The sequence below is a fragment of the Chromobacterium vaccinii genome (assembly GCF_001855275.1).
Classification (GTDB): Bacteria; Pseudomonadota; Gammaproteobacteria; order Burkholderiales; family Chromobacteriaceae; genus Chromobacterium; species Chromobacterium vaccinii.
Genome location: NZ_CP017707.1, coordinates 4813236 through 4837020 on the forward strand (window position 1 = coordinate 4813236; position 23785 = coordinate 4837020).

Consider the following 23785-nt stretch of genomic DNA (forward strand, 5'->3'; position numbering starts at 1 on the left):
GGGGCGGGGTGGGCATGTAAGTGATTTTGCTGATCAAAATGACACAGGCCGCGCCTGGGCGCGGCCTGGAGAGCAGCGATGCGTCGATGCTTAGAAGACGAAGTGCTCCTCGTCCAGCGCCATCAGCGGCTTGGCGCCGGTCTTGATGCTGGCTTTCAGCGCTTCGGCCTCCGGCAGCAGTTTGGCGTAGTAGAAGCGGGCGGTGGCGATCTTGGCGTTGTAGAACGCGTCGTCGCCCTGGCCCAGCTTGGCGAACGACACTTCGGCCATGCGCGCCCACAGCCAGGCATAGGTCAGGTGGCCGATCAGGCGCAAGTAGTCGGAAGCGGCCGCGCCGGCCTCATCCTTGTCTTGAAGGCTGGCCATGCCCACGCCCATGGTCAGTTCGCCCACTTCCTTCATCAGCCTGGCGAGAGGATTGGCGAATTCGCCCAGTTGGGGGTGGCCTTCGTGCTGCTGGCAGAACTGGTGGATCAGCTTGGTGAATTTGCGCAGTTTGGCGCCCTGGTCCAGCAACACCTTGCGGCCCAGCAGGTCGATCGCCTGGATGCCGTTGGTGCCCTCGTAGATTTGCGAGATGCGGGCATCGCGCACCAGTTGCTCCATGCCCCATTCGCGGATGTAGCCGTGGCCGCCGAACACCTGCACGCCAAGGTTGGCCGCGGCGAAGCCGTTGTCGGTCATGAAAGCCTTGGCCACCGGGGTCAGCAGCGCGACTAGGTCGGCGGCGTCGGCGCGGACGGCTGCGTCCGGATGCTTGTCCTCGATGTCCAGCTGCAGAGCCAGAAGGCCGGCCAGCGCGCGGCCGGCTTCGGTGTAGGCCTTCTGCGTCAGCAGCATGCGGCGCACATCCGGGTGGACGATGATGGGGTCGGCGGCCTTGTCCGGGCATTTCGCGCCGTTCAAGGCGCGCATCTGCAGCCGCTCGCGGGCATAGGCCAGCGCGCCCTGGAACGAGGCTTCGCCCAGGCCCAGGCCCTGCATGCCGCAGCCGAGGCGGGCGGCGTTCATCATGGTGAACATGCAGGACAGGCCCTTGTTGGCTTCGCCGATCAGCCAGCCCTTGGCGCCGTCCAGGTTGATCACCGCGGTGGCGTTGGCCTTGATGCCCATCTTGTGTTCCAGGCTGCCACAGGCGACGGCGTTGCGGCTGCCGTCCTTCAGGTATTTGGGCACGATGAACAACGAGATGCCCTTCACGTCCTTGGGCGCGTCCGGCAGGCGTGCCAGCACCAAGTGGATGATGTTGTCGGACAGGTCGTGCTCGCCGGCGGAGATGAAGATCTTGGTGCCGCTGATGAGGTAGCTGCCATCGGTTTGAGGCTCGGCTTTGGATTTCAGCAGGCCTAGGTCGGTGCCGCAGTGCGGCTCGGTCAGGCACATGGTGCCGGTCCAGCTGCCGTCCACCAGCTTGGGCAGGTAGGTCGCCTTCTGCTCGTCGGTGCCGTGGGCGTGGATGGCGGAATAGGCGCCGTGCGACAGGCCCGGGTACATCGACCACGCCACGTTGGCCGAGCATTGCATCTCCATGATGGGAAAACCCAGGCTTTTGGGCAGGCCTTGGCCGCCGTAGGCCGGATTGCAGTCCAGCGCCGGGAAGCCCAGCTCGCAATACTGCTTGTACGCTTCCTTGAAGCCGGCCGGAGTGGTGACAGACTTGGTGGCGCTGTCATAGTGACAGCCTTCCTCGTCACCCTGGCGGTTCAGCGGCGCGAGTTCGGATTCGCAGAATTGGGCCGCTTGTTCCAGGTAGGCGCTGAAGATGTCCTGGGTGGCTTCTTCATATCCCGGCAATGTGGGGATGATGTCCTGCACCTTGATCAACTCGTTGAGAACGAAATCAAAATCGCGCAGAGGGGCTTTGTAAGCGGGCATTCGGTTTCTCCAGTTGGTTGGCGCCGCCTGGTGCGTGCCAGGGCGATACGTTGTTATGATGAGACCCTGTGTAGGCTGGGGTATTCATTCAAACGCTTGTTTAAATTATTCCCGGGATTTTGACAACTAAATCGCGCTCGCGCCTTGGCCGGGGTGTGGTTTAACGGCAACGCGACGGCAAGAAATGGAATGACCTGGCTTAAACGCAAAATGCGCCGCTTTTCCGCGGCGCGGCACAATTGGTTCGCGCGCCCCGGCATGCGGCGGCTGGCGCCGTATCTGGATCGGCCGGCCTATTGGTCGTTCAACCGCCGCAAGGTGGCGATGGGCGTGGCGGTGGGGCTGTATTCGGGCGTGATGCCGGGCTTCACGCAAAAGGCCACGGCGCTGGCGCTGGCCTTGCTGCTGCGGGTGAACATTCCGGCGGCGATGGTGGTTTCGCTGTACAGCAATCCGCTGACCGTGCTGCCGCTGTACTATCTGGCCTATTGCTATGGACGATGGCTGCTGGGCTCGGACGCGGCGGCTACAATGACGGCGCCCCCGGGTTTGCTCGCGCTGGGGCCGGCGGCCTGGGCGCGGCAGACGCTGGGGTGGCTGATTGATTTGGGCTGGCCGCTGCTGGTGGGCATGCCGGCATTGGGGGCGACCCTGGGCGCGGCGGGCTATCTGGCCACCCGGGTATTATGGCGCTGGGCGGTGGTCAGCGCATGGAACGATAGAAAGGCGAAGTGTGGATCTCGTTGAAAAACGGTTGTCGTCGGAACTGGTCTACCAGGGCGGATTCATCAACGTGCGCAAGGACCGGGTAGCCCTGCCGGATGGCAACGAATCCTCGCGCGAATACATTCTTCATCCCGGCGCTGTGGCCGTGCTGGCGATCACGCCGGAGGGCGAGCTGGTGCTCGAGCGGCAATACCGTTATCCGGCCGGCCGCGAGTTCATCGAGATACCGGCCGGCAAGATCGACCCGGACGAAGCGCCGGAGCAGACCGCCCGGCGCGAGCTGCTGGAGGAGACCGGCTACCGGGCCGGCCGTTGGACTTATCTGGGCACCGCCCATCCCTGCATCGGATACTCCAACGAAAAAATCAGCTATTACCTCGCGCAAGAACTTATGCTTAGCGAAAGGCAACTGGACGCCGGCGAGTTTCTGGAAGTGCTGACCGTGCCTCTGGACGCCGCGATGAACATGGCGCTGACCGGCGAAATTTGCGACAGCAAATCCATCGTCGGCCTGCACTGGCTGGCGGCTTACCTGGGCGGGAGGATGCGGGGTGTCGAGATTTGACGCGTATTACGACCGGCGGCGAGGCCGCCGGGTCAGCATGGGGTGCAAGGCCCGCATCAAGTCGCTCTTGAGCGGGCAGACGTTCTACGGAGAGTGCGTGGACTTGTCGGTGGACGGCATGGCCCTGCGCTCGTCCTTCGTGCCGCAATTCGGCGAACGGCTCAGCGTGATCGTGCTGGTGCCAGGCGTCGGCGCCACTTCGGGCAAGCCGTTCGAGGCCGAGGTGGAGGTCAAGCGCTGCAATGAAGTGCAGCGCGGACTGATTTATGAAATAGGCGTGCGCATCCTGGTGCGAAAAACCTGAGCGGCGAGATATTCATCGCTTTCCCGCACTAATTTCAGTAGGCATTACAAGAATTTACTAAGCTTCATCTATTGTTACAAAAATCCGCAATTAAAAAAATCCATTGATTCAAAGACTTCCCCCGCACAATGTTCTCGGCACTGCCTGAACCCGGTTCAGACCGGCTTTTGTCCGGTTGATTGGCGCTGCTATGCTATACCCAAAATAGAACCGGAGACACAGTCAGTACTCTAATTCAGCAAGGGGAAAGGCAGATTGCGAGTTGCAGCGCGCCCAGCCCCTGCTACCAGCCAGGAGAGAGTCATGCACCCGGATATCTTCAGTCACTACGCAGTGCGATACGACAAGACCCGCGAGGAGGAGTACACGATCCAGGAGTACCTGGAGCTGTGCAAGAAAGATCCGGGAGGCTACGCCACGGCGGCCGAACGCATGCTGACCGCCATCGGCGAGCCCGAGTTGGTGGATACCCGCCACGATTCGCGGCTGTCTCGCATTTTCTCCAACAAAGTCATCAAGGTTTACCCGGCATTCCGTGACTTCTACGGCACGGAGGAGGTGATCGAGCAGGTGGTCGCCTACTTCCGCCACGCGGCCCAGGGGCTGGAAGAGAAAAAGCAGATCCTCTACCTGTTGGGGCCGGTGGGCGGCGGCAAATCGTCTATCGCCGAGAAGCTGAAAGAGCTGATGGAGCTGGTGCCGTTCTATTGCCTGAAGGGCAGTCCGGTCAACGAGTCTCCGTTATCCCTGTTCAGCTACGATGAGGACGGCTCCATTCTGGAGGAACAGTATGGAATCCCGCGCCGCTACCTGAAATCCATCCCCAGCCCCTGGGCGGTCAAGCGCCTGCACGAGTTCAACGGCGATATCGGGCAGTTCCGCGTGGTCAAGCGCTATCCGTCGGTGTTGCGCCAGGTGGCCGTAGCCAAGACCGAGCCGGGCGACGAGAACAACCAGGACATCAGTTCGCTGGTGGGCAAGGTGGACATCCGCAAGCTGGAAAAGTACGCCCAGGATGACCCGGACGCCTACAGCTACTCCGGCGGCTTGTGCCTGGCCAACCAGGGCCTGCTCGAGTTCGTCGAAATGTTCAAGGCGCCGATCAAGGTGCTGCACCCTTTGCTGACCGCTACTCAGGAAGGCAACTTCAAGGGAACGGAAGGGTTCGGCGCAATTCCCTTCGACGGCATCATTCTCGCGCACTCCAACGAGAGCGAGTGGAAGCAGTTCCGCAACAACAAGAACAACGAAGCCTTCCTCGACCGGATCTACATCGTCAAGGTGCCGTACTGCCTGCGCGTGGCCGAGGAAATCAAGATTTACGACAAGCTGATCCGCAACTCCTCGCTGGGCAAGGCACCATGCGCGCCGGGCACGCTGAAGATGATGGGCCAGTTCGCGGTGTTGTCGCGCTTGAAGGAGCCGGAAAATTCCAGCCTGTACAGCAAGATGCAGGTGTACGACGGCGAGAATCTGAAGGATACCGATCCCAAGGCCAAGTCGCTGCAGGAATACCGCGATTACGCCGGCGTGGACGAAGGCATGAGCGGTTTGTCGACGCGCTTCGCGTACAAGATTCTGTCCAAGGTGTTCAACTTCGACCACAGCGAGGTGGCCGCCAATCCGGTGCACTTGCTGTATGTAATAGAGCAGCAGGTCGAGCGCGAGCAATTCCCGGCTGAAACGGAACAGAAATACCTGACTTTCCTGAAGGAATATCTGGCGCCGAAATACGTTGAATTCATCGGCAAGGAAATTCAAACCGCCTATCTGGAAAGTTATTCCGAATACGGGCAGAACATTTTCGACCGATACGTGACTTTCGCTGATTACTGGATACAAGATCAGGAATATCGCGATCAGGATACCGGCGAAATTTTCGACCGCACGTCTCTTAATGCCGAACTGGAGAAAATCGAGAAGCCCGCGGGAATTTCCAATCCCAAGGATTTCCGCAACGAGATCGTAAACTTCGTTTTACGGGCCCGAGCCAACAACGGCGGCAAGAATCCCACCTGGACCAGCTACGAGAAGCTGCGCACGGTGATAGAGAAGAAGATGTTCTCCAACACCGAGGAGCTGCTGCCGGTGATCTCCTTCAACGCCAAAGCCAGTGCCGAGGATGCGAAGAAGCACGAGGACTTCGTCAATCGCATGGTGGAGAAGGGCTATACCGCGAAGCAGGTGCGGCTGCTGTGCGAGTGGTATCTGCGCGTGCGCAAATCCTCATAAGCCGCCCGAGCCGGCCCGGCCAGCGTGCCGGGCCGGCAGGAGGCGCCGGGTCCGCGCGGTCCGGCGACAAGGAGACACAACCGCGCGCGGCGATCGGTCACGGGTTCCGGCAAGGAAGCCGGCAGCCGCCAGCAGCGCGCCAGAGAGGTGGCGATGTCCCACATCATAGACAGACGCCTCAACGGCAAGAACAAGTCGGCGGTCAATCGCGAACGCTTTCTTCGCCGTTTCAAGGCGCAAATCAAGGAAGCCGTCTCCAAGGCGATCAAGGGGCGGAGCATCACCGATATCGAGAGCGGGGAAAAGGTATCCATCCCGGTGAAGGACATTTCCGAGCCCAACTTCCATCATGGAAAGGGCGGCGTTTGGGAAAACGTCCACCCAGGCAATGAGGAGTTCATCAAGGGGGATCGCATGCCGCGGCCCCAGGGCGGCGCCGGCGGCGGCGGCAGCAAGGCCAGCCAGGACGGCGAGGGCGAGGACGATTTCGTGTTCCAGCTGTCGCGCGAGGAATTCATGAACGTGTTCTTCGACGACCTGGCCCTGCCCAACCTGGTCAAGACGCAGCTGATGGGCATCGAGGAAATGAAAACGGTGCGCGCCGGCTATACCAACGACGGCACCCCCACCAATATCAACATCGTTCGTTCGCTGCGCGGCGCGCTTGCGCGGCGGGTGGCGATGGCCGCGCCGACGCTCAGCAGCATAGACGAGGCGGAAGAGGAGCTCGATACCTTGATCGAGTCCGATGACGACAACGCGATGGAGGTGAGGGACAGGCGGCAGCATATCCATCAGATGAAAGAGCGGCTGGCGAGCATTCCATGGATAGATCCGTTCGACCTGCGCTACAACAACCGTGTCAAGCAGCCCAAACCGACCAGCCAGGCGGTGATGTTCTGCATCATGGACGTGTCCGGCTCGATGGACGAGCAGAAGAAGGACATGGCCAAGCGCTTCTTCATCCTGCTGTACATGTTCCTGCAGCGGAATTACGAGAAGATCGAAGTCGTATTCATCCGCCACCATACCAGCGCGGTTGAGGTCAATGAGCAGGATTTCTTCCATTCCCGCGAGAGTGGCGGCACCGTGGTGTCGTCCGCATTGAACCTGATGAGCGACGTCATCCGCAAGCGCTATTCCAGCAGCGAGTGGAACATCTACGCCGCCCAGGCGTCCGACGGCGACAACTGGGACAGCGACTCTGCCAATTGTGGCCGCATCCTGGAAGAGAACCTGCTGCCGTACTGCCAGTATTTCGCCTACATCGAGATCACCGAAGGCGAGCCGCAGAACCTGTGGTACGAGTACCTGAAGGTCAAGGCGCAGTGTCCGCAGTTCGCGATGCAGAAAATCCGCTCCGCATCCGACATTTATCCGGTGTTCCGGGAGCTGTTCAAGCGCCAGCCGGCGAATGGGAGGGTGTCGGCATGAAACGGACGCGCAAGGGGGAGGGCACGGCGCCGATTTCCACCGGGTCGGAATGGACTTTCGACCTGGTCGGCGAATACGACCGCGCGATTCGAGAGATCGCCGTGGGAGAATTCAAGCTGGACGTGTATCCCAACCAGCTGGAAATCATCACCGCCGAGCAGATGATGGATGCCTACGCCTCGGTGGGCATGCCGGTCAATTACAACCACTGGAGCTACGGCAAGCACTTCGTCTCCACGGAGAAGAGCTACAAGCGCGGCCAGATGGGGCTGGCTTATGAAATCGTGATCAATTCCAACCCCTGCATCGCCTATCTGATGGAAGAGAACTCCATGATGATGCAGGCGCTGGTGATTGCCCACGCCGCCTATGGCCACAACAGCTTCTTCAAGGGCAACTACCTGTTCCGCTCCTGGACCGACGCCTCGGCCATCATCGATTACCTGGTGTTCGCCAAGAGTTACATCATGAAGTGCGAGGAGCGCTACGGCATCGACGAGGTGGAGGAGCTGCTGGATTCCTGCCACGCGTTGATGAATTACGGCGTCGACCGCTACAAGCGGCCGCAGAAGCTGTCGCTGGCCAAGGAGCAGGCGCGCCAGGAAGAGCGCGAGCATTATCTGCAGATGCAGGTGAACGACCTGTGGCGCACGATACCGAAGCGCGACAAGGATGGCGGCGACAAGATGCCGCCGCGCTTCCCGGCCGAGCCGCAGGAGAACATCCTGTACTTCATCGAGAAATCGGCGCCGCTGCTGGAGCCCTGGCAGCGCGAGGTGGTGCGCATCGTGCGCAAGGTGGCCCAGTACTTTTATCCGCAGCGGCAGACTCAGGTGATGAACGAGGGCTGGGCGACGTTCTGGCACTACACCATCATGAATCGTTTGTACGACAAAGGCCTGATCACCGACGGCTACATGCTGGAGTTCCTGCAGAGCCACACCAATGTGGTGTCTCAGCCGCCGGTCACCGCGCGCTGGTACAGCGGGATCAATCCCTATGCGCTGGGTTTCTCGATGTACCAGGACATCAAGCGCATCTGCGAGGAGCCGACCGATGAGGATAGGGCCTGGTTTCCGGATTTGGCCGGCAGCGATTGGCGGGAGTCGCTGGAGTTCGCGATGCGCAACTTCAAGGACGAAAGCTTCATCTCCCAATACCTGTCGCCCAAGCTGATCCGCGATTTCCGCCTCTTTTCGATCCGCGACGACGACCGCGACGACAAGCTGGAGATTTCCAGCATTCACGATGAGGAAGGATATCGGGACATCCGCGGCAAGCTGGCCGAGCAATACAATCTGGGCTCGCGCGAGCCGAATATCCAGGTGTGGTCGGTCAATATGCGCGGCGACCGCAGCCTGACGCTGCGCCATACCATGCACAACCGCCGGCCGCTGGAGGAACAGAGCGCGCAGGAAGTGCTGAAGCATGTGTGCCGGCTATGGGGTTTCGACGTACGGCTGGAGAGCGTGGACATCAACGGCGAGGTCAAGCAAGTATACGAGGTGCAGGCGGTGAAAGAGACTGAAACAGCCTAAAGGCTTTGGATATGAAACGAAACGGACGGCGCGGGCGCGCCGTCCGTTTTCTTTTCCCGTTCGGTTGGGCCGGGAGGCCGGCCCGGGTGGGGATCAGGCAGTGCCGGCCACCGGCGATAGCCGGCAGTGGGAGCGGTCTTCGAAACTGTCGTTGGGTTCGCCCCAGGCCTGAGCGTACAGCAGTTGGCCATTGGCTTCGACGCGGATGGTGATTTCCTGGCGGAAATGCTCGCTCAGGCTGCGGGGTCCGCTGGCGAACACCACTTCCAGCACGCCGTGTCCGCCCTCCGCCTGGCGTATCGCCGGGTGGGCCAGCACATAGGGCAGCTCGTCCATTACCGGCCACAGGCACAGCGTGCCATCGGGCAGATAGCCGAGCAGGGTGGTTTCTCGATGCAGGATTTCGCCGTCGGTGCCGCTGGCCGTGTAGTGCAGCAGCAGCGCGCGCTGGCCGGGCAAGGCCTGCCAGTGCAGGCAGCCGGTGAAGGTCTGGTCTTCGTGGTTGATGCCTTCGCCACAGAACTGGTTGGGAAGCGATTGCAGAGCGGCTAGCAGCGGCATGACTTCTCTCTTCCGGTTGCGGATGCGAGATGGTCAGGATCGCAGGTTTGCCTGGCGAATGCAATACGGGTCAGGCTTGCGGGGGCGTTTGTCCGGGCATGGGGATGAAGGCGCGCCACGGTTGCTCGGGGTGGACCAATTCGGCCAGCCGCACGCCGTAGACGGCTTCCAACCGCTCGCGCTGCATCATCTCGCGGTTGTCGCCGCAGCCAGCCGCGCGGCCGTCGTTCAGCAGCAGCACCCTGTCAGCGTGGCGTAGCGCCAGGTTGAGGTCGTGCACGACCGCCAGCGCGCCGATGCCCAGTTCGCTGGCCAGCGCCCGGACCCGGGCCATCAGCGCGTCTGCCATCGCAAAATCCTGGGCTGCCGTGGGTTCGTCCAGCAGCAGATAGCGCTCGGGCCGGGGCGATAGCAGCAGCTGGCACAGCGCCCGCGCCAGTTGCAGTCTTTGCCGCTCTCCGCCGGAGAGGCGGGTCAGGTATCGATCGGCCAGGCCGGCGGCATCGCTGAGGCACAGCGCCTCGGCCACGGCGGCGTCGACGCTTTGCCGTCCGGCTTCCGGGCGCAGGTAGGCGCCGGCGGCCACCAGCTCCGCCCCGCGCCAGCCGTCCGGGGTCATAGGGTGCTGTTCGACGACGGCGCGCCAACTGGCCAGCTCCGCGCTGTGCATCCGCGTCAGCGGCTGTCCTGCGAGCAGAATGCTCCCTTGGTCCGGCTGCCACAGGCCGGACAGCAGCTTGAGCAGGCTGCTTTTCCCGGCGCCGTTGGGTCCCAGCACGGCCAGCAGCTCGCCGGGGCGCAGCGTCAGGTCTATATCGGCCAGCAAGATTCGGCCGCCTTTGCTCAGCGACAGGCCGCGGGCTTCAAGCATGGCGAGGTCCTTGGCGGCGAAGCAGCCACAGGAAGAACGGCGCGCCCAGCAGGCTGGTGATCACGCCGACCGGCAATTCGGCCGGCGCCAGCAGCGAGCGGGCCAGCCAGTCGGCGCTGACGGTCAGCCAGGCGCCCAGCAGCGGGGAGACGGCGAGCAGCCGGCGGGAGTCGCTGCCGAGCAACTGGCGCGCCAGGTGCGGCGCCATCAGGCCGACGAAACCTATCATGCCGCAGCCGGATACCACCAGACCGGCCGCGAGCGCGGCCAGCAGCACGATGCGCCATTCCTGCCCGCGCACGGAAAAGCCCAGATGGAAGGCGGCGCTTTCCCCCAGCTGCAAGGCGTTCAGGAAGCGCCAGTGGCTGAATAGCGCGAGCCAGACCAGCGGCGCGGACACGGTCAGCGCCAGGGCCAGCGGCCACTCTGCGCTGGCGAAGCTGCCCATCAGCCAGAAGGTCACCACGCGCAGAGAGCCGTCCGGCAGCATGGTGATCAGCAAAGTCAGCAGGCTGCCGAGCAGGGTGCTGACCGCCAGCCCGCTGAGAATCAGGCGGTTGCCGTCCTTGTCGTCGCCCAATAGCCGGACCAGAAGCAGCGCGCCCAGGCCGCCGGCGAAGCCGGCCGCCGCCACGCCGTACAGGCCCGCACCCAGACTCAGGGCCAGGGCCGCGGCCAGGGCCGCGCCGCTGTTGATGCCGATCAGGCCGGGCTCGGCCAGCGGGTTGCGGAAGCGGGCCTGCACCGCGCAGCCGGCGCTGGCCAGCAGCGCGCCCGCAGAGGCGGCGGCCAGCAGCCGCGGCAGGCGCAGTTCCAGCAGCAGCTGCCATTCCAGAGCCGGCTGCGGATCCAGAGTGAGCAGGCTGGCGGGCCTCAATTGGCTGTGGTACAGCAGGGATGCTAGAGCGGTGAGGCCGAGCAGGGGGAGCAGGATGAAGAGAAGAGAGCGGACGCGCATGGGTGGGAGAGGGAGGGGCGGAGGCCCCTCCGAATGTCAGCGCAGGCCGAGCACGTCCTGCATGTCGAACAGGCCGTGCGGTTTTTCGGACAGCCAGCGCGCGGCGCGCACCGCGCCGTTGGCGAAGGTGGCGCGGCTGGAGGCCTTGTGGCTGATTTCCACGCGTTCGCCCAGAGTGGCGAACAGCGCGGTGTGATCGCCGACGACGTCGCCGCCGCGCACGGTGGCGAAGCCTATCGCATGCGGATCGCGCTCGCCGGTCACGCCTTCCCGGCCGTAAACCGCGCATTGCTTCAGATCGCGGCCCAGCGCGTCGGCGATCACCTCACCCATGCGCAGCGCGGTGCCGGACGGCGCATCCACCTTGAAGCGGTGGTGGGCTTCGATGATTTCGATGTCGTAGTCCTCGTTTAGCACGCGGGCGGCCACATCCAGCAACTTGAAGGTGAGGTTGACGCCCACGCTGAAGTTGGATGCGAACACAATGCCGATCTTGTCCGCCGCGGCGCGGATGGCGGCTTTGCCGGCATCGTCGAAGCCGGTGGTGCCGATTACCATGCGCACGCCGCGCTCAGCGCAGGCCAGCATATGCTCCAGCGTGCCTTCGGGGCGGGTGAAATCTATCACCACGTCGGCACCGTCCAGAGCGGAGATGAAGTCGGAACTGATGGCGATGCCGCTGTTGCGACCGCAGAACAGGCCGGCATCCTGGCCGATAAAGCCGGAGTCGGCGCGGTCTATCGCCGCATGCAGGCGGACACCCGGCGCATTCAGCACCGATTCGATCAGCACGCGGCCCATCCGGCCGGATGCGCCGACGATCACGATGTTCTGGCCGCTCATGGCTTCTTGGTTTCCTGAGCGGGCGCGGACGCGTCCAGCTGCTTGGCCGGCGGCGCCGGCTGAGCATTGCCTTCGATGCGGTCCAGCACATCGCCCTTGAAATAGACGGTCAACAATTTATCGCTGGCGGGATCCACCTTGCCGCCTTTGACGTCGCTATACTTGTAGTCCCAGCGATCGGCATGGAAAGGATCGGTCAGCAGCGGGGTGCCCAGCAGGAAGCGCACCTGAGCGCGGGTCATGCCGGGCTTGAGCTTGGCGACGGCGTCCTGGGTCACGTAATTGCCTTGCTGGACTTCCACGCGGTGGCTCCAGTCGAGCGGATTCATCGAACTGCAGCCGGCGACTGCGATGACGGCGGCGAAAATCAGGGCGCGCATGGTACTCCGATTGACTCAAACGTTTATGAGGCTGTAATTAGGCAAAGCCGTCAAAAGGCTTTATCATGATTCGAAAACCGAGACACTTTATATCACGATGAGCAAAGCCAGTCACCTCAAAGATATCGGCCTGAAAGCCACCGGACCGCGTCTGAAAATCCTCGATCTGTTCGAGCAGGGCGACGCCGGCCACATGTCCGCCGAAGACGTCTATCGCAAGCTGCTTGCGGAAAACATCGACATCGGACTAGCCACCATTTACCGCGTGCTGACCCAGTTCGAACAGGCCGGCATTCTGGTGCGCCACCATTTTGAAACCGGCAAGGCTGTGTACGAGCTGAACCAGGGTGGCCATCACGATCACATGGTCTGCGTCAGCTGCAACAAGGTGGTGGAGTTCTTCGATCCTGAGATCGAGGCGCTTCAAGACCGGATCGCAGAACAGCATGGTTTCCGCATCGTCGAGCATGCGCTGTACATGTATGGCGAGTGCCCGGACTGCCTGGGCAAGAGCGGCCGCCGCGGATGATTCCCTGGCTCGGTCCCGAGCCTGTCTTCCCGCCGGTGTCGCAGGCCCTCAGTCATCCCAACGGCCTGCTGGCGGCCGGCGGCGACCTGTCGTCGCGCCGCATTCTCACGGCCTATTCCGAGGGCATTTTCCCCTGGTTTTCCGAAGGCGAACCGATATTGTGGTGGTCGCCCGCGCCCCGCATGGTGATGTTTCCCGATGAGCTCAAGGTCAGCCGTTCGCTGGCCAAAACGCTGCGCAATCTCGATTACGAGGTTCGCGTCGATGCCGCTTTCTTCGAAGTGATGCGCGCCTGTTCCGAGCCGCGGGCGGGGCAGGACGGCACCTGGATCGTGCCGGAAATGGTGGCTGCCTATTGCCGGTTGCACCAGTTGGGCTACGCCCACAGCTTTGAAACCTGGATGGATGGCGAGCTGGTCGGCGGGCTGTATGGCGTCTCCATCGGCCGCATGTTCTACGGCGAGTCGATGTTTTCGCGGCGGCGGGACGCGTCCAAGCTCGCCTTCGTCCATATGGTTCGGCATCTGCAAGCCCAGGGCGTGGCGATGATAGATTGCCAGATGCACACCGAGCATCTGGCCAGCCTCGGCGCGAGGCTGATATCGCGCGATGTTTTTCTTGCTACTCTGAAAGAGAGCATCCGGCATCCTCAGCCGGATCAGATGTGGGATTACCATTACCGCCATGAGTCATCGTGAAGCCGGCCAGGTCGCGGCCATCCATTTCTACGCCACTGCGCCATACCCGTGCAGCTATCTGTCCGGCCGACAGGCACGCTCTCAGGTGGCGATCCCGGCCGAGGCGATAGACAGCGGCGTCTATAGCCAGCTGGTCAGGCTGGGCTTTCGCCGCAGCGGCCTCTACACCTACCGCCCTTATTGCGATTCCTGCCAGGCCTGCATCCCGGTGCGGCTGCCGGTGGATCAGTTCCGGCCCAGCCGCACCCAGCGGCGGGTGTGGCGGCGCGGCGCCGAGATGAGCGCGCGCTGGCTGCCGTTGGGCTTCGACGCCGAGCATTACGCGCTGTATCGCTGGTATCAGCAGACCCGCCACGCGGGCGGCGGCATGTCGGACGACGACGCGCAGCAGTATTCCGAGTTCATCCTGAAAAGCGGGGTGGACAGCCATTTGGCCGAATTCCGGCTGGACGGCCAGCTGAAGATGGTGAGCCTGGTGGATCGGCTGGTGGACGGCCTGTCAGCCGTTTACACCTTTTACGATCCGGAGGACAGCCAGTCCAGCCTGGGGGTCTACAACGTGTTGTGGCAGGTGGAGCAGGCGCGCCTGCTGGGACTGAGCTATGTCTATCTGGGCTACTGGATCGCAGACTGCCGCAAGATGGCGTACAAGTCCGGCTATCGGCCGCTGCAGATGCTGTACGGCGGCCGCTGGCAGGCGATGCCGGAGCGCGGCTGAGATGGATGCAAACGAAAACAGGCCCGAAAGGGCCTGTTTGCATTGCGGGGCGATGTCCGCTCAGTACGGCACGACGCGGTCGTTGCCGCCGCCGCTCAGCACTTTGACGCGCTGATTGGCGACGAAGGGGATGTCGGCTTCCTGGACGATGGAGATGGTGCGGCCGGTATCCAGCTTGACGGTGATTTCCAGCGCGTTCTTGGTCATCGCGCGTTGCGCGGCCTGGGTGCCGAAGCCGCCGGCCAGCGCGCCGACGATGCCGCCGGCGATCTGGCCCTTGCCGCCGCCGATATTGCTGCCGGCCAGGCCGCCCAGCGCGGCGCCGCCCAGAGTCAGCAATTCGTTGTTCTGGCCTTCCATTTTCACATTCTGCACCGACAGCACGGTGCCGAGCTGCACGGTCTGCGCCTGGCGCATCTGGCCTTTGGAGTAAACGGCTGCGGAATCGGATGTCGAGCAGCCGGCGAGCACGCCGACGCTCAGCAGGCTGACCAGGGTAATGCGGCTGATGGAAGAAATCATTTTTTCCTGCTCCATTCTTTCTATTTAGTTGCGAGCTTGTAGATATTGCGCCGCCGCCCGCGCGCATTCGCTGACCAGCTCCGGACCACGATAGATCAGGCCGCTGTATAGCTGCACCAGGCTGGCGCCGGCATCCAGTTTTTCCACGGCGTCGTTGCCGGAAAGGATGCCGCCAACTCCTATGATAGGCAGAGCGCCGCCAAGTTCCTTGTGCAGTTTGCGTATGACTTCTGTTGAGCGGCTGCGAACCGGCGCGCCGGACAGGCCGCCGGCCTCGTTTTCCAGCGGATGGCCGGCCACTTCGCGGCGCGACAGCGTGGTGTTGGTGGCGATGACGCCGTCGATGCCGTTGCCGGTCAGCAGTCGGGCAATCTCGGCTATCTGCTCGTCGTCCAGGTCCGGCGCGATCTTCACCGCCAGCGGCACGTAGCGGCCATGCTTGTCGGCCAGCGCCTGTTGGCGCTGCTTCAGCGCGGCCAGCAGCCGGCCCAGTTCGTCGCCTTGCTGCAGTTGACGCAGGTTCTTGGTGTTGGGCGAGGAGATGTTGACGGTGACGTAGCTGGCGGCGGCGTAGACCTGATTCAGGCAGGCCAGGTAGTCGTCCACCGCGTTTTCTATCGGCGTGATCGCGTTCTTGCCGATGTTGATGCCGAGCACGCCCTTGAATTTGCAGCGGCGCACATTGTCCAGCAGCGCGGCGACGCCATGGTTGTTGAAGCCCATCCGGTTGATGATGGCCTCGTGTTCCGGCAGGCGGAATAGCCGCGGCCTGGGGTTGCCGTCTTGAGGGCGCGGGGTGACGGTGCCGATTTCGATGAAGCCGAAACCGAGCGCGGCCAGCGCGTCGATGTGGGCACCGTTTTTGTCCAGGCCGGCGGCGAGGCCGATGGCGTTCGGGAAGGTCAGGCCCATCGCCTGCACCGGCTGGCGCGCGGCGGGGGAGGCGGCCAGCGGCGTCAGGCGCAGCCGATGCGCGCGGTCGAGCATCTTCAATGTGTGCTCGTGGGCGGTCTCTGCGTCGAATTTGAACAGCAGCGGGCGCAGCAGCGGGTACAGCATGGCATTCTCCGGGCAGACAAATGCCCGGCATTATAACCGGGCATCGGGATCAGGCCAGCGGCAAATGCGCGGCTTACAAAATCCGGCAGGCCTCGTCGAAGTCGAAGCGAGGCGAGCGCGGGAACAGCTTGTCGGCCTCGCCGTAGCCCAGGTTGATCAGGAAGTTGGACTTGAAGCGGCCATCCGGGAAGAAGGCCGCGTCGACGGCGGCGTTGTCGAAACCGGACATCGGGCCGCAATCCAGGCCCAGCGCGCGGGCGGCCAGGATCAGGTAGGCGCCTTGCAGCGTGCCGTTGCGGAAGGCGGTGGTGTCGATCAGCGGCTGATTGCCCTCGAACCAGCTCCTGGCGTCCGCGTGCGGGAACAGTTGCGGGAGGTGTTCGTAGAAGCGGGTGTCGTGGGCGACGATCACGCAGACCGGCGCGGCCAGGGTCTTGTCTACGTTGCCGGCGGCCAGGCAGGGCTTCAGCTTGGCCTTGGCTTCGTCGCTCTTGACGAACACCAGGCGGGCCGGCGAGCAGTTGGCGCTGGTCGGAGCCTGCTTCAGCAACTCATGCAGTTGATGCAGCAACTCGTCGCTCACCGGACGCGGTTGCCAGTGACTGTGGGTGCGGGCATTCAGGAACAGCTGTTCCAGCGTGGCGTGGGAGAGGGGAGTGCTCATGGTCTTACCTCGGTTGGGGTGGGGTGTTGTTGTTTGGCGTCTCCGGCGGAGGGCGCGGAGTTTTGAGGAGTTGCAGGTTCTTCGAAGGTGTTGGCCTGAACGGAGACGGTGACGCGGCGGTTGCGGGCGCGGCCGTCGGCGGTGGCGTTATCCGCAACCGGCAGATTGGCGCCATGGCCGACAGCCACCATGCGTTGCGCCGAGATGCCGTTTTCCTGAAACAGCCGCACCACGCCGCCGGCGCGCGCGGCCGACAGCTCCCAGTTGGACGGGAAGGCGGGCGTGCGGATCGGCGCGTCGTCGGTGAAGCCTTCCACTTTGATCGAGTTGTCCACATTCGACAGCAGCTTGGCCATATTGGACATCAGCGGCAGCGATTGCTGGTTCGGTTCGGCCTGGCCGATGGCGAACAGCGCGCTGTCGCGGATGTCGATATTGATCCCTTGGTCGGTCTGGGTGATGGTGACCTCGCCGCTCTGCACCAGCGGGCTCAAAACCTTGGCCAGGTTTTGCGTCAGCTGGCCCAGCTTGGCGGCCTCTTCCTCCTTGCGGCCGTGGGAGACGGCCTTGGCGATGGGCTTGGTCTTCGGAATCTCTATCATGGTGTTGGCGCCGCCGGTGGGCGGCGTCGATTGCACCGTGATCACCGTGCCGTTGCGGAAGGCGTCCATGATGGCGGACGACATCACGCGGTATTTGCCCTCGTTCAGCGAGGAGATCGCGTACATCACCACGAAGAAGGCGAACAGCAGCGTGATGAAGTCGGCGTAGGAAACTAGCCAGCGCTCGTGGTTCTCGTGCTCTTCTTCCTGTTTTCTGCGCCGCGATGCCATCTTCGCCTCCGCCTGATCAGAACAGCTGGGTGTCGAACAGCGATTTCACGCCGCCGGCGAATTCCACGCCGATGCGGCGCGCCACCCGGCTGGAGAAGTCGTCCTGCTGGGTGTAGTCCACGGTTTTTTCCGCCTTCACCATGTCGCGGGCCACCGAGGCCACGGTGCCGTAGCCATCTGCCAGTCCAAGCGGAATGGCTTTTTCGCCCAGCCACACCATGCCGCTGAACATTTGCGGGTCTTTCTTCAGCCGCGGGCCGCGGCCGTTTTCCACCGCCTGGATGAACTGCGCGTGGATGTCGTCCAGCAGTTGCTGGCGGATGGCGTCGTGCTTGGGATTCGGCGGGGAGAACGGGTCGCCCATCGCCTTGTTCTCGCCGGCGGTTTTCAGTCGGCGGTCTATGCCCAGCTTTTCCATCGCGCCGGTGAAGCCGAAGCCGTCGGACAGCACGCCGATGGAGCCGACGATGCTGGCCTTGTCGACGAAGATCTTGTCGGCGGCGGCGGCGATGTAGTAGCAGCCGGATGCGCAGACCTCGCTCACCACCACGTAGACCGGAATATCCGCGTGCTTTTTCTTCAGAAGCCGGATTTCATCGTAGACCATGCCCGACAGCACCGGGCTGCCGCCGGGGCTGTTGGCGTCGATGATCACGCCTTTGGTGTTCTTGTCGCGGAAGGCGTGATCCAGCGCCGAGATCATTTTCTTGCCGGTTTCATTCTCGCTGGTGATGGCGCCGTCCAGCTCGATCACTGCGGTGTGGCCGCCGCCGGCCAGGCCGACCGCGCTTTTTTCCTCGCTGCGCATGAGCACGCTGGCGGCGATCATGCCGATGATGACCAACCAGGCCAGGCGGAAGAAGATTTTCCACTGCCGGCTGCGGCGCTGCTCCACCAGGGAGGCCGAGGCGAGCTTCTCCAGTAGTTGTCGTTCCCAGTTTTGGGTGTCGCTCATTTTTCGAATCTGCTCCAGGATAATCCCGTGAGTCTAGCAAAATTCAGGCTGCCATGACATTCAGCCAGACTTGGCCGTCTTCTTCGACGACATCCAGCGCCGTCAAGGATTGGCCGCGGCAGGGGCCCCAGGTGCAATAGCCGGTGTCGGGGCGGTAGCGCGCGCCGTGCATGCTGCAGATCAGGTAATGGCCGGAGAGATCGAATAGATTGCCGTCCTGCAGGTCCAGCTCCACCGGGATGTGGCGGCAGCGGTTCAGGTAGCCGTAAACCCGGCCGCGGTAGCGGATCACGAAGGCGGGCAGCGGATCGCCATCCGCCTGGGCGATCTCGAAGCGGCGGGCAAGGCCGCCGTCTTCCAGATCGGAGGAGCGGCAGATCAGCAGAGTCTGGGGAGCAGCCATGACGACAGCTCGGACAGCGAGTGGACGATGACGCGGGGCTCGCAGCTGATGAGCTCGGCGCTGTCGTGGGCACCGTGGCTGATGCCGACGCCGTGGCTGCCGGCGTTTCGCGCCATCAGCAGGTCATGGCTGGTGTCGCCCACCATGACGGTGCGATCGAGCGCCACGCCGAACAGGTCGGTCAATTGCAGCAGCATGTCCGGGTGCGGCTTGGAGTGGCATTCGTCCACGGTGCGGGTGGCGTCGAACAGGTTTTTGATGCCGGCGGCCGCCAGCGCGCGGTCCAGGCCGGCGCGGCTGCTGCCTGTCGCGATGGCGACGAAAGCGCCGCAGGCGCGGATCGCCTCCAGCGTGTCGCGGGCGGCGTCGAATAGTGTGACGCGGTCGAGTCCGGACTGGTAATGGCGGCGAAAGGCGTCCACCAGTTCGGGCAAGCGGCCGGCTTGGTCCGGCGGGCAGAACTGCTGCATCGCCTCGGCCAGGCGCAGGCCGATCACGTGGCTGGCGGCCTCGCGGCCCGGCACCGGCAGGGCCAGGTCGCGGCAGGCCTGCTGGATGGCATTCACGATATGGGCGGTGGAGTCCATCAGGGTGCCGTCCCAGTCGAACACTACCAGATCGTATTCACGCATCAGCGCGGCTCCAGGGTTTTCAGGAATTTCTGCAGCTCCGGCGGCAGCGGCGCTTCCAGCTTGAGGGGCGCGCCGGTCAGCGGGTGCGGCAGCGTCAGGCTTCTGGCGTGCAGGAACATCCGCTTCAGTCCGCGCCGCGCCAGCTCCTTGTTCAGCGCGAAGTCGCCGTATTTTTCGTCGCCGGCTATCGCGCAGCCGTTGGCCTGCATGTGCACCCGGATCTGGTGGGTGCGGCCAGTGCGCAGATGCGCTTCGACCAAGGTAAATTCAGTGTAGCGCTGCTGGATGGCGAAGTTGGTGTGCGCGTATTGGCCGTCGTCGCCCTCGGCGACCTTCACCCGCCGCTCGCCGTCCGGAGTATGGAACTTGAACAGCGGCAGCTTCACCTGTTTGACGTTTTCCGGCCAGCGGCCGGCTGCCAACGCCAGGTAGCGCTTGTCCGGCACGTTGTCGCGCATCATGTCGTGAAGCTTGGTCAGCGCGGAGCGTTTCTTGGCCAGCATCAAGAGGCCTGATGTTTCGCGGTCCAGCCTGTGCACCAGTTCCAGGTAGCGCCATTCCGGGTGGGCGCGGCGCAATTGCTCGATCACGCCGAAGGACACGCCGCTGCCGCCGTGCACGGCCACGCCGGCGGGCTTGTCGATCACCAGCAGCGCGTCGTCTTCGTACACCACCGGGAAGGTGGCGGCGGGCACGTTTTTTTCCGCGCGCTCGGCGACGCGGATCGGCGGAATGCGCAATGCGTCGCCGGCCGCCACGCGGTAGCTGGCGTCGACGCGGCCCTTGTTCACCCGTACTTCGCCGGAGCGCAGAATGCGGTAGATATGGCTCTTGGGAACCCCTTTCAGCAGGCGTTGCAGGTAGTTGTCCAGCCGCTGGCCGGCATCTTCTGCGTCCACTTCAAGGAAGGTTACGGAATCTTTGCGAATGTCTGTCATATTGCTTATACTTATGGCGCTGCCCGCGGTGCGAATGCACCCAGAGCGGGCGGCGGTCGGAAACCAAGGTCACGGCCTGTTTAGCGTGATGCTGCTGCGGAAACCGAATATGGCCGGCAGGGGCCAACTCCTGACCTGATGCCGTTTGCACAGCCGCAGCCAAGGTTAACTCGCTCACCGAAAAGTAGCGATGGTAATGCATTTATACGCATAACGCACTCACGAGTATTCCATCCCTTGATGCAAAGCCAGTCAGGGGATTTTGCAGCGAAGTTTGACCCGGCATGCCAGCCGTCCTGCAATGTTTGTCCCGCCTGGTAGGCGGGATCGGCGATAACGCCGATGCGCCGTTTGCGCACAGAATCGCTGGGCTGCATGTGACCAAAATCAGGAAGTCGGCTTTCATAGCAAATCAGCTTTTCTCGATCTTTACCTCGACACTTCTTTCGGAAAGCGCCCATTAATAGTCACTGGGCCGTCAAATACTGGCTGCATCCTTGCGTGAGTGCTGCGCAAGGAATGTAAATGAAACGTATGTTGTTCAATGCGACGCAAGCCGAAGAGCTGCGCGTCGCGATTGTCGACGGGCAGAAGCTCGTCGATCTCGATATCGAGACCGTAGGCAAGGAACAGCGCAAAGGCAATATCTACAAGGGTATCATCACCCGGATCGAGCCCTCGCTGGAAGCCTGCTTCGTCGATTACGGCACCGAGCGTCACGGCTTCCTGCCGTTCAAGGAAGTGTCCCGCTCCTATTTCCAGGGCTATGAGGGCGGCCGTCCGCGCATTCAGGACGTGCTGCGCGAAGGCATGGAAGTGGTGGTGCAGGTGGAGAAGGACGAGCGCGGCAACAAGGGAGCGGCGCTGACCACCTACATCAGCCTGGCCGGCCGCTATCTGGTGCTGATGCCGAACAACCCGCGCGGCGGCGGCGTGTCGCGCCGCATCGAGGGCGAAGAGCGCCAGGAACTGAAGGATCTGCTGTCGCAGCTGGAAGTGTCGCATGGCATGAGCCTGATCGCGCGCACCGCCGGCATCGGCCGCAATCTGGAAGAGCTGCAGTGGGACCTCGGTTACCTGATGCAGCTGTGGCGCGCCATCGAGGGCGCTGCCGGCGCGCAATCCGCGCCGTTCCTGATTCTGCAGGAAGGCAGTCTGGTGATCCGCGCGATCCGCGACTATTTCCATCCGGACATCGGCGAAGTGCTGATCGACACTGACGAAATCCACGATCAGGCCCGCCAGTTCATGAGCCATGTGATGCCGAACATGCTGTCGCGTGTGAAGGTGTACAAGGATCATGTGCCGCTGTTCTCCCGCTTCCAGATCGAACACCAGATCGAAACCGCCTTCTCGCGCAGCGTGCAGCTGCCGTCCGGCGGCGCGATCGTGATCGACCATACCGAAGCGCTGGTCTCCATCGACGTGAACTCGGCTCGCGCCACCAAGGGCGCCGACATCGAGGAAACCGCGGTCAAGACCAATCTGGAAGCGGCGGAAGAGATCGCCCGCCAGCTGCGCCTGCGCGACTTGGGCGGACTGGTGGTGATCGACTTCATCGACATGGAAAACCCGAAGAACCAGCGCGACGTGGAAAACCGCCTGCGCGACGTTCTGAAGCATGACCGCGCCCGCGTGCAGATGGGCAAGCTGTCCCGTTTCGGCCTGCTTGAACTGTCCCGCCAGCGCCTGCAGCCGTCCCTGGGCGAGACCAGCCACGAGCCATGTCCGCGCTGCCACGGCATCGGCTTCATCCGCGGCACCGAATCGTCGGCGCTGCACATCCTGCGCATCATCCAGGAAGAAGCGATGAAGGAAAACACCGGCGCGGTGCACGCGCAGGTGCCGGTCGACGTGGCCACCTTCCTGCTGAACGAGAAGCGCGCCGAGATCCACTCGATCGAAGAGCGCCTGGATGTCGACGTGGTGCTGATCCCGAACATCCATCTCGAAACCCCGCACTACAAGATCGTGCGCGTGCGCCACGACGACCTGGCTGAGCTGGGAGAAGCGCCGAGCTACAGCCGCGTTGAAGTGCAGGAAGAGGACGTGATCACCAATTTCGGCCAGGAAAAGCCGAAGGTGGAGCGTCAGGAGGCTGCGGTCAAGGGCATCACGCCGCAGCAGCCGGCCCCGAACGTGGAGGCCAAGCCGGCCAAGCCCGCGGAGCAAGGCGGCCTGTTCGCCGGCATCGCGGCCTGGATCAAGAGCTTGTTCGCCGAGCCGGAAAAGGCGCCCGCGCAGGATGCCAAGAAAAAACCGGCGCCGGCCGCTTCGCGCAACAACGAGCAGCGCGGCAACCGCCAACGGCAGCAGGAGCGCCGCACCGGCGGCCAGGCCCGCCGCGAGCACGACCAGCGCCGTCATGTCCAGCAGGATGAGGGCAAGACCCGTCGCCAGGACGAGCGCAAGGATGGCGAACGCGCTGAGCGCGTAGAGCGCAAGGAAGCGCCGAGCCGCGAGCGCGAAGAGCGCAGCGAGCAGCCGCGCGAGCCGCGAGGCAACCGCCGCCGCGAACGCGAGAGCCGCGAGCCGCGTGAACCGCGCGAGCCCAAGGAAGTCCGCGAGCAGGCGCCGCGCGAAGAGCGCGTGAGCGAGAAGGCCGAGAGGCAGGACAAGCCGCAACAGGAGTCGCGTCGCCGCCAGGCGCCGGCAGCAGCTCCGGCTGAAGCCGTCGAAAAACCGGTGCAGGAAGAACTGCGTCTGGATGCCGAAGGCGAGCAAGCCGAGCAGGAGCGCAGCGAACGCCGCCGCCGCCGCAGCCGCCGCGATCGTCGCCGCGACAATCCGGAAGCTCAGCAGGACGGCGTTGCGGAAGCGGTTTCCGAGTCGCCGGCCGCGCCTGTCGCCGAAGCGGCGGGAGCCACTGTGGCCGCAGCCGTCGCAGCGGTAGTGGTAGAGTCGGCTGTGGAAGCAGTCGAGTCCAAGCCGCAGCTTGAGGTTGAAGCCAAGCCGGCGGTCGAGTCCGCTCCGGTCGAGCCGGTTGTCGCCGAGCAGCAAGCGCCGGTCGTCATCGTGGCCGAAGCTCAGCCTGAGGCTGTAGTGGTCGAGCCGGCGGTGGTTGTCGAAGCCGAGCAGGCTCCGGTTGCCGAGCCGGTGGCGGTGGCGCCGGTTGTCGAGGCGGAAGCCGAGGCTCAATCCGAGCTTGCCGCTCCGGAAGCGCTTGTTGTGGAAGAGGCCGCGCCAGTGGTGTTGGCGATGGTGGAAGAGGCTCCGGTTGCGGAAGCGCCGGCGGTCAAGATCGAGGCGATTGCCGTCGAGTCGAAGCCGGTTGCTGTGGAGTCCAAGCCATTGGATCTGGGCGGCCTGGTGATGATCGCGACCAAGCCGGTGTCTCAGCAGCCCTCGGCGACGTCGGAGCCGGAGCTGCCGCAAGGCCCGCGCCGCCGCGATGTCGCCGCAGCTGACGCCGCGGTTGTAGAGCCGGTGCAACTGATGCAGGTCGAAACCCGCAACGGTTGAGCGTGATGCGGAGCGGAGAGGGCGGCGCCCTCTCCGCGGGCTTCATGTGTTGACAGCTGCGTTGATCTGAATTAGAATCGCTTTC

The 23785-nt window shown here is 63.4% G+C and carries 24 protein-coding genes; 10 read left to right on the plus strand and 14 right to left on the minus strand.

Annotated elements, in window-relative coordinates:
• Positions 1 to 90: 90 nt before the first annotated feature.
• Positions 91 to 1875, minus strand: coding sequence for an acyl-CoA dehydrogenase C-terminal domain-containing protein (locus BKX93_RS22220; RefSeq protein ID WP_070981428.1), 1785 nt, complete (start codon positions 1873 to 1875; stop codon positions 91 to 93).
• A gap of 189 nt (positions 1876 to 2064) precedes the next feature.
• Between BKX93_RS22220 and BKX93_RS22225 the strand changes: the two genes are divergently transcribed.
• The 6 genes from BKX93_RS22225 to BKX93_RS22250 all read left to right on the plus strand — a co-directional run bounded on the left by BKX93_RS22225 (position 2065) and on the right by BKX93_RS22250 (position 8674).
• Positions 2065 to 2622 (plus strand): DUF2062 domain-containing protein, encoded by a 558-nt coding sequence (locus tag BKX93_RS22225; RefSeq protein WP_021476275.1) that lies wholly within the window; start codon positions 2065 to 2067, stop codon positions 2620 to 2622.
• Positions 2609 to 3166 carry an NUDIX domain-containing protein gene (locus BKX93_RS22230; protein WP_046156747.1) on the plus strand — a complete coding sequence of 186 codons (558 nt, stop codon included), beginning with the start codon at positions 2609 to 2611 and terminating at the stop codon, positions 3164 to 3166. The genes BKX93_RS22225 and BKX93_RS22230 overlap by 14 nt, the downstream gene beginning before the upstream one ends.
• Entirely contained in the window at positions 3153 to 3470 is a 318-nt protein-coding gene (locus tag BKX93_RS22235) for a PilZ domain-containing protein (protein WP_115618613.1), read from the plus strand. Before BKX93_RS22230 ends, BKX93_RS22235 begins: the two co-directional genes overlap by 14 nt.
• Positions 3471 to 3773: 303 nt before the next feature.
• A complete protein-coding gene (locus BKX93_RS22240; protein WP_046156749.1) occupies positions 3774 to 5702 on the plus strand; it encodes a PrkA family serine protein kinase in 1929 nt (642 codons plus the stop codon).
• A gap of 153 nt (positions 5703 to 5855) precedes the next feature.
• Positions 5856 to 7136 (plus strand): YeaH/YhbH family protein, encoded by a 1281-nt coding sequence (locus BKX93_RS22245; protein ID WP_070981953.1) that lies wholly within the window; start codon positions 5856 to 5858, stop codon positions 7134 to 7136.
• Entirely contained in the window at positions 7133 to 8674 is a 1542-nt protein-coding gene (locus tag BKX93_RS22250) for a SpoVR family protein (RefSeq protein ID WP_046156750.1), read from the plus strand. Before BKX93_RS22245 ends, BKX93_RS22250 begins: the two co-directional genes overlap by 4 nt.
• 93 nt (positions 8675 to 8767) lie before the next feature.
• Here BKX93_RS22250 and BKX93_RS22255 read toward each other — a convergent pair whose 3' ends face one another.
• The 5 genes from BKX93_RS22255 to BKX93_RS22275 all read right to left on the minus strand — a co-directional run bounded on the left by BKX93_RS22255 (position 8768) and on the right by BKX93_RS22275 (position 12287).
• Complete coding sequence (locus tag BKX93_RS22255; RefSeq protein WP_046156751.1) at positions 8768 to 9235, minus strand: hypothetical protein; 468 nt, start codon at positions 9233 to 9235, stop codon at positions 8768 to 8770.
• A gap of 70 nt (positions 9236 to 9305) precedes the next feature.
• Positions 9306 to 10106, minus strand: a complete 801-nt coding sequence (locus BKX93_RS22260) for an ATP-binding cassette domain-containing protein (RefSeq protein WP_070981429.1) — start codon at positions 10104 to 10106, stop codon at positions 9306 to 9308.
• Positions 10099 to 11064 (minus strand): FecCD family ABC transporter permease, encoded by a 966-nt coding sequence (locus BKX93_RS22265; protein WP_046156753.1) that lies wholly within the window; start codon positions 11062 to 11064, stop codon positions 10099 to 10101. Before BKX93_RS22265 ends, BKX93_RS22260 begins: the two co-directional genes overlap by 8 nt.
• A gap of 36 nt (positions 11065 to 11100) precedes the next feature.
• Positions 11101 to 11907 (minus strand): 4-hydroxy-tetrahydrodipicolinate reductase, encoded by an 807-nt coding sequence (dapB, locus tag BKX93_RS22270; protein ID WP_046167028.1) that lies wholly within the window; start codon positions 11905 to 11907, stop codon positions 11101 to 11103.
• Positions 11904 to 12287, minus strand: a complete 384-nt coding sequence (locus BKX93_RS22275; protein WP_070981431.1) for an outer membrane protein assembly factor BamE — start codon at positions 12285 to 12287, stop codon at positions 11904 to 11906. Before BKX93_RS22275 ends, dapB begins: the two co-directional genes overlap by 4 nt.
• A gap of 97 nt (positions 12288 to 12384) precedes the next feature.
• On the opposite strand from BKX93_RS22275, the gene fur reads away from it, so the two are divergent.
• Genes fur through BKX93_RS22290 form a run of 3 tightly spaced genes read left to right on the plus strand, consistent with a single transcriptional unit; the run spans position 12385 to position 14232 of the window.
• Entirely contained in the window at positions 12385 to 12816 is a 432-nt protein-coding gene (fur, locus tag BKX93_RS22280) for a ferric iron uptake transcriptional regulator (protein ID WP_021476286.1), read from the plus strand.
• Positions 12813 to 13514, plus strand: a complete 702-nt coding sequence (gene aat / locus BKX93_RS22285; protein ID WP_046156756.1) for a leucyl/phenylalanyl-tRNA--protein transferase — start codon at positions 12813 to 12815, stop codon at positions 13512 to 13514. Before fur ends, aat begins: the two co-directional genes overlap by 4 nt.
• Positions 13501 to 14232: an arginyltransferase gene (locus BKX93_RS22290; protein ID WP_070981433.1), complete on the plus strand. Its 732-nt coding sequence runs from the start codon at positions 13501 to 13503 to the stop codon at positions 14230 to 14232. Before aat ends, BKX93_RS22290 begins: the two co-directional genes overlap by 14 nt.
• A 60-nt stretch (positions 14233 to 14292) precedes the next feature.
• Here the strand turns inward: BKX93_RS22290 and BKX93_RS22295 are convergent, their stop codons facing one another.
• From BKX93_RS22295 to BKX93_RS22330, 8 genes are all read right to left on the minus strand, one after another.
• Positions 14293 to 14754, minus strand: a complete 462-nt coding sequence (locus BKX93_RS22295) for an outer membrane lipoprotein (protein ID WP_031296090.1) — start codon at positions 14752 to 14754, stop codon at positions 14293 to 14295.
• Positions 14755 to 14778: 24 nt separating this feature from the next.
• Positions 14779 to 15813: a quinone-dependent dihydroorotate dehydrogenase gene (locus BKX93_RS22300; protein ID WP_070981434.1), complete on the minus strand. Its 1035-nt coding sequence runs from the start codon at positions 15811 to 15813 to the stop codon at positions 14779 to 14781.
• A 73-nt stretch (positions 15814 to 15886) separates the two neighbouring features.
• On the minus strand, positions 15887 to 16477 hold the full coding sequence (locus BKX93_RS22305) for a malonic semialdehyde reductase (RefSeq protein WP_046156759.1): 591 nt from the start codon (positions 16475 to 16477) through the stop codon (positions 15887 to 15889).
• Positions 16474 to 17310 carry a flagellar motor protein MotD gene (gene motD, locus BKX93_RS22310; RefSeq protein ID WP_046156760.1) on the minus strand — a complete coding sequence of 279 codons (837 nt, stop codon included), beginning with the start codon at positions 17308 to 17310 and terminating at the stop codon, positions 16474 to 16476. The genes BKX93_RS22305 and motD overlap by 4 nt, the downstream gene beginning before the upstream one ends.
• 16 nt (positions 17311 to 17326) lie before the next feature.
• A complete protein-coding gene (locus BKX93_RS22315; RefSeq protein WP_070981439.1) occupies positions 17327 to 18265 on the minus strand; it encodes a S49 family peptidase in 939 nt (312 codons plus the stop codon).
• 43 nt (positions 18266 to 18308) lie between these two features.
• Positions 18309 to 18668, minus strand: coding sequence for a Rieske (2Fe-2S) protein (locus BKX93_RS22320; RefSeq protein ID WP_046167024.1), 360 nt, complete (start codon positions 18666 to 18668; stop codon positions 18309 to 18311).
• The gene (locus tag BKX93_RS22325; RefSeq protein WP_145929373.1) at positions 18644 to 19300 is read right to left on the minus strand and encodes an HAD-IA family hydrolase; all 657 of its coding nucleotides are present in this window, start codon (positions 19298 to 19300) and stop codon (positions 18644 to 18646) included. The genes BKX93_RS22320 and BKX93_RS22325 overlap by 25 nt, the downstream gene beginning before the upstream one ends.
• Entirely contained in the window at positions 19300 to 20238 is a 939-nt protein-coding gene (locus BKX93_RS22330) for an RluA family pseudouridine synthase (protein ID WP_070981443.1), read from the minus strand. Before BKX93_RS22330 ends, BKX93_RS22325 begins: the two co-directional genes overlap by 1 nt.
• A 525-nt stretch (positions 20239 to 20763) precedes the next feature.
• On the opposite strand from BKX93_RS22330, the gene BKX93_RS22335 reads away from it, so the two are divergent.
• Positions 20764 to 23700, plus strand: a complete 2937-nt coding sequence (locus tag BKX93_RS22335; RefSeq protein WP_070981445.1) for an Rne/Rng family ribonuclease — start codon at positions 20764 to 20766, stop codon at positions 23698 to 23700.
• Positions 23701 to 23785: the final 85 nt, after the last annotated feature.